Here is a 4,407-nt window from a genome sequence, read left to right as displayed (position 1 = left end):
GTGTTATGGCATGGGATGAGGGAGGGAGCGGGATCGCGGCCCGGTTGTGAGGCCTAAGGGGCTACTGCCTTTTCTCCGACACTGAAAACCCCGATGATCCTCCCTGGCGGCAGGGAGGTCAGGATGCGCGGTTTATTATGGGGGCTTTGCCTCGTCAGCTTGGTCCTTGGCCTGGCATTCGGATTTGTCCTGTTCGCCGCCTTGGCAGATGGCAGCCATGTCTGTCCCGACAGTGACCAGTGCATTGATGCGATCAACGCAGCAACGAACAGCGGCGTGATCGTGATGATCTGTCTCGGAGTTGCCCTGATCAGCCTGTGGCGCCTGAAAATCACCTCGACCCGCAAGGCCAAGGACTAGTCCAAGCCCCTGCTTCAAGCGCCACGACATGTAACGCTCGCCAAATAGCCCGTTCGGCCAGCCAGGACAGGGCCAATTCCCGCATTTGGCAGTGTAACGCTGCCAAATGGCATTTCCTGCTACAGTCCGACCGAACTGTTAGACTGGCAAGAAATGCAAAGGTAATTTTTTACAGATCGCCACAACGGCGACAGGCTGCAAAAAGGATCAGCCGAACGTGGGCGGTCGCTGGCTGGTATGGGCGATGGTCAGAATTTCCACCGCATCCCCTGAAATCCGGTAATGCACCCGATAAGGCAGACCAGACACGACCAGGGCGCGGGTCGAGCCATCCTGCCAGCGTGCGCCAATTTCTGGAAAGTCGGCCAGCATTTCGACACTCTGCCGAATGCGCAGGATCACCCGCAAGGCAACATGCAGGCTGGCGTCTAGGGCGATATGGCCTTGAATTTCCCGAAGGCGGCGGGCCGCCCTGGGCGAGATTATCAGCTTCATTCGAGGCCGAGGGACCGCCAGACTTCATCGGCCGGAATGCCCTTGCCCGCGTCCAGTTCCGCGATGCCCGCCGCAATGTCGGCGGCCAGCCATTCGTCATAGCCCGGTTCCGGCCGTTCATCCGGCGCGGCGGGCTTGATCCAGCGTTGCACGTTCGCTTGCGCTTCTGTCCGCATGGGCGGCGTTCCTTTTGACTGGCTTCAAGATAACGCGTGTACTGCATCCCGGCAACGGCTTGGCCTTCTGATCGAGCCAAGGTCCGCCCGCCTTGCTGTTGCGCGTGCTTTACGCCCCACAGAAGGAACCCTGACTGGCAGTTATCCGGATGGCATCCCGTTTTTCATGATCTCTACGATCTGATCGACATGCGCTCGTTGCTGCTGGGCGCGGCGAACTATCAGGCTGCGGGCCTGGTCGTTGTGCCGGGCGATCTCGTGCAGCTGCTGGGCCAACTGATCCAGGTGCAGACGGGGGATCTTCTGCCCGCGCAGGACTGCCGTGTTCATGGCGCGGACTGCCTGGTTCACATTCCGCCCGATTGCGGACACCTCCTTGGTCAGCGCCGCGATCTCGCCGGCCTCGGGCGGTTCGATGTGATACACGCCCGCCGCGTAGAGCAGCACCCGCCGCGCCGTGTCGGCCCGGCTCAGATCCAGTTCCTTTGCCAGGGCGTCCAGCCGCTCCATGTCCTCGGTGCTGATCCGCACCGTCAGCACCTTGCTGCGTGACTGCGGCAGGCGCTCCTCCCAGCGGTTTTTCAAGTTGTAGATCGTCCGGCGGCTGACCCCATACTTCTTCGCCAGGTTCGTGACCGGCACCTTCGCGTCCAGTTCGCCCCGCAGCGCCTGCTTCTGGTCGTTAGTCAGGCGGCTGAACTTGCGCTTCGGCATCTGTAAAGTATCCAAAATCGAGGTTGTGAAGTATCCAAGTCACATTTCCTGCCATTTACACAACTCCTAAAACTGCCCTTCACAAAACAGGATCATTCGCAGCCGTTTTTCGAGCCTGGTTCTAGGGTTCGAGAGGCCCCACGACAGGACGAGGTGACAGCATCGTCGCTTTGCAGATAGAGGCGATTATAGGTCAAGGATGCCTTCGCAAAGCCGCGGAGCGGCCTTCTGAAGGGTTGCTCTTAGTTTTTGGGTAGAGCTTCCGCTCTCAAAGCCTTTCCGGCCTCCAAGGGGCCTTCCAGAGCCTCTGAGCACCTTTCTGGTTTCCTCAGCAGATTTCTCAGCCACCAAGTCGATTGCGACGAGTTGAAGAACAATTCTTTCCCGCGCCTTCTTATCTTCTTTTCTTCATACTTCCTGCCATTCCAAGATTCTGAAATATAAAAGAAATGTTGCTATTACGGCTACCTTTTGCATGGCTCACGGCTACTTTTCACATGGGTAAAGAGCGCGAACGGCTACTTTTTGCATGGGTGGAACAGGCCAGGACGAGGCTGTCATGTCCCCCATTCCCTACTAGATAGCTACAGGATATGCTGCCGAGGTAGCCGAGGGGAGCGGGATGGGGAAGAGCCTGACAATCGCGCCGAATGACGGGGAGATGCTGAAGCCTGCCGAGCTGATCGAGCTGCGGGGGACCGGTCCCCTAACGCTTCACGACAGGCGCGTCTTCAATCACCTAGTCGAAGCGGCATGGGGACCAGAGATGGCTAAGCCGGGCCGCGAGTTTACTGTCCCAACAGCATCCCTGAAGCATCCTGCAGAGCCGACCACTAAGCGGCTGGTCGAGAGCATCGAGCGGCTGATGCGGACTATCGTAGTGGCGCGGCGGGCGGACGGGGCAGAGATACGGATGCAACTGCTAGGGACCAACACGATAGAGACGACGATCAATACCGGATCGCTTACCTATTCATTCCCGCCCCGGCTGGCCGAACTGGTCCGCGACAGCAACATCTTTGCCAAGCTGGATCATGCTGTCATGCGGTCCTTCAGCAGCAAGTATGCCTTTGCGCTCTATGAGGCGGTAGCGCGGCGGGTCAGGCTGCGGCACGTCTTCACTGAGCAGTTCACTGTCGCGGGCTTAAGAGAGCTGCTGGGGGTCGAGGACGGCAAACTGGTTCCCTACAAAAACTTGAAGCTGAAGGCGATCGACGCGGCGGTTGCCGAGGTCAATGCGATCACTCCCTATTCGGTCGCCATAGAGCCCCAGCGCAAGGGCCGAAAAGTTGTAGGCTTTATTATGGGATGGGGCACGAAGGACGAAGCCGGGATGCGGGAAGCCTATGCCGAGATGAACAGGCCACGTATCGGCCGGCGGAATCGATTGAATAAGACAGCAGAGAATATGGTAATCGTTGACGATGATGCGTCCCAGTAGGACAGTGCGGGCCGGTCTAAAGAGACAAGGCGAGACACTGAGGGACAGCATGGGGTTATCGCTGAGACAGGCCGCAGAGCTTTGCGGGGCCAGCCGGTCCACAATTCACAGAGCCTTGCAGTCTGGGAAGCTATCGGGCCAGAAGGTCGAAGATGGCGCATGGTCTATTGACGCCTCGGAACTCGCGCGAGTGTTTCCTTGGGATGTCACGGGACCAGACCAGAGGGACACCCCGGACAGGGGCCGGGACGGGGACGAATATAGGGGCGCAGAACGAGAGAAGATCGCCGTGCAGGCAATGCAGATCGCGATGCTTCAGCAGCAGCTTGAACGGGAGCAGGAGACGGTCGAAGACTTGCGGAAGCGCTTGGACAGGGCCGAGGACCGGGTCTTAGCACTCACGGCACCGGCACCCAACGCAAAGCCTGAAGATCTGTCCCAGGGGACGCTGTGGGGACGTCTACAAGCTATTTTAGGCGGCAGGCATTAATACTGCTTTTTCTTTACAGTCCCGCAGCGTCCCGCAGGGCGCGGTTCATCCGGGTTTGCCAGCCCGGCCCGCTGGCCTTGAACCGGGCCAGCACGTCCTGGTCGAGGCGCAGGGACACGGCGACCTTGGGCTGGTCTGCCCTGGGACGACCCCCAACGTTCTGGCGCAGGGCCTCGGCCAGGGCCGGAAAGGCCTCAGCGAAGGGCCGGGCCTGGGCGAGCTGCGCGTCGGTGGCTTCCGGCGCGTCAGGATCGCTGGCGATCATGGCGTGGATCTGATCTTCGGTCAGGCGCTTTGCGGTCATAACAGGCTCCGTTCCTTTTCGCTGGCCGGGCGCAAGGAGATCACCGACACCCCTTCGCTGCCCAGGGGGACGAACACCACGGCGACCGTGGCATTGCCCAGGCGGCCGATGGCCATGTACCGACCACCTTTGGCCGGGACGACCATCGAGGCCAGAAAAAAGCCTTCGTCCAGATCGGCGAAGTCCAGGCCGTGCTTGGCAAGATTGGTGTGCCGCTTCGGCGCGTCCCAGACGATCATCAGCATAGGTTTCTGTATATACGAAAACTAGTGCGAGCGGCAAGGAGTTTGTGACCTATTTTCAACTCCTGGCTGCGCTCTGACGGATATGAGGTGTTATGGCATGGGATGAGGGAGGGAGCGGGATCGCGGCCCGGTTGTGAGGCCTAAGGGGCTACTGCCTTTTCTCCGACACTGAAAACCCCGAT

Annotated in this window: 7 protein-coding genes; 2 read left to right on the top strand and 5 right to left on the bottom strand. The window is 59.7% G+C overall.

Going from position 1 to position 4,407, the window contains the following annotated elements; translation table 11 throughout:
* Positions 1-123 precede the first annotated feature (123 nt).
* Positions 124-360, top strand: coding sequence for a hypothetical protein (locus CHB77_RS17810; RefSeq protein WP_131023406.1), 237 nt, complete (start codon positions 124-126; stop codon positions 358-360).
* Between the two features lie 207 nt (positions 361-567).
* Here the strand turns inward: CHB77_RS17810 and CHB77_RS17805 are convergent, their stop codons facing one another.
* From CHB77_RS17805 to CHB77_RS17795, 3 genes are all read right to left on the bottom strand, one after another.
* Positions 568-855, bottom strand: a complete 288-nt coding sequence (locus tag CHB77_RS17805; RefSeq protein ID WP_089389463.1) for a type II toxin-antitoxin system RelE/ParE family toxin — start codon at positions 853-855, stop codon at positions 568-570.
* The gene (locus CHB77_RS17800) at positions 852-1,031 is read right to left on the bottom strand and encodes a hypothetical protein (RefSeq protein ID WP_089389462.1); all 180 of its coding nucleotides are present in this window, start codon (positions 1,029-1,031) and stop codon (positions 852-854) included. Before CHB77_RS17800 ends, CHB77_RS17805 begins: the two co-directional genes overlap by 4 nt.
* Before the next feature lie 141 nt (positions 1,032-1,172).
* Entirely contained in the window at positions 1,173-1,745 is a 573-nt protein-coding gene (locus CHB77_RS17795; protein ID WP_089389461.1) for a helix-turn-helix domain-containing protein, read from the bottom strand.
* A gap of 661 nt (positions 1,746-2,406) precedes the next feature.
* Between CHB77_RS17795 and CHB77_RS17790 the strand changes: the two genes are divergently transcribed.
* Positions 2,407-3,186: a replication initiation protein gene (locus CHB77_RS17790; protein WP_165456316.1), complete on the top strand. Its 780-nt coding sequence runs from the start codon at positions 2,407-2,409 to the stop codon at positions 3,184-3,186.
* Positions 3,187-3,689: 503 nt separating this feature from the next.
* Here CHB77_RS17790 and CHB77_RS17780 read toward each other — a convergent pair.
* A complete protein-coding gene (locus CHB77_RS17780; protein WP_089389458.1) occupies positions 3,690-3,980 on the bottom strand; it encodes a BrnA antitoxin family protein in 291 nt (96 codons plus the stop codon).
* A complete protein-coding gene (locus tag CHB77_RS17775) occupies positions 3,977-4,225 on the bottom strand; it encodes a BrnT family toxin (RefSeq protein WP_089389457.1) in 249 nt (82 codons plus the stop codon). Before CHB77_RS17775 ends, CHB77_RS17780 begins: the two co-directional genes overlap by 4 nt.
* Positions 4,226-4,407: the final 182 nt, after the last annotated feature.

The organism is Paracoccus sediminis (assembly GCF_900188295.1).
Lineage (GTDB): Bacteria > Pseudomonadota > Alphaproteobacteria > Rhodobacterales > Rhodobacteraceae > Paracoccus > Paracoccus sediminis.
Note: the sequence above shows the minus strand (reverse complement) of the source record. Positions and strands in the feature narration are given on the sequence as shown.

Bases quoted from the DNA above. Each gene is read 5' to 3' on its own strand.
- CHB77_RS17810 (WP_131023406.1), top strand. From the start codon at position 124: ATGCGCGGTTTATTATGGGGGCTTTGCCTCGTCAGCTTGGTCCTTGGC.
- CHB77_RS17805 (WP_089389463.1), bottom strand. From the start codon at position 855: ATGAAGCTGATAATCTCGCCCAGGGCGGCCCGCCGCCTTCGGGAAATT.
- CHB77_RS17800 (WP_089389462.1), bottom strand. From the start codon at position 1,031: ATGCGGACAGAAGCGCAAGCGAACGTGCAACGCTGGATCAAGCCCGCC.
- CHB77_RS17795 (WP_089389461.1), bottom strand. From the start codon at position 1,745: ATGCCGAAGCGCAAGTTCAGCCGCCTGACTAACGACCAGAAGCAGGCG.
- CHB77_RS17790 (WP_165456316.1), top strand. From the start codon at position 2,407: ATGCTGAAGCCTGCCGAGCTGATCGAGCTGCGGGGGACCGGTCCCCTA.
- CHB77_RS17780 (WP_089389458.1), bottom strand. From the start codon at position 3,980: ATGACCGCAAAGCGCCTGACCGAAGATCAGATCCACGCCATGATCGCC.
- CHB77_RS17775 (WP_089389457.1), bottom strand. From the start codon at position 4,225: ATGCTGATGATCGTCTGGGACGCGCCGAAGCGGCACACCAATCTTGCC.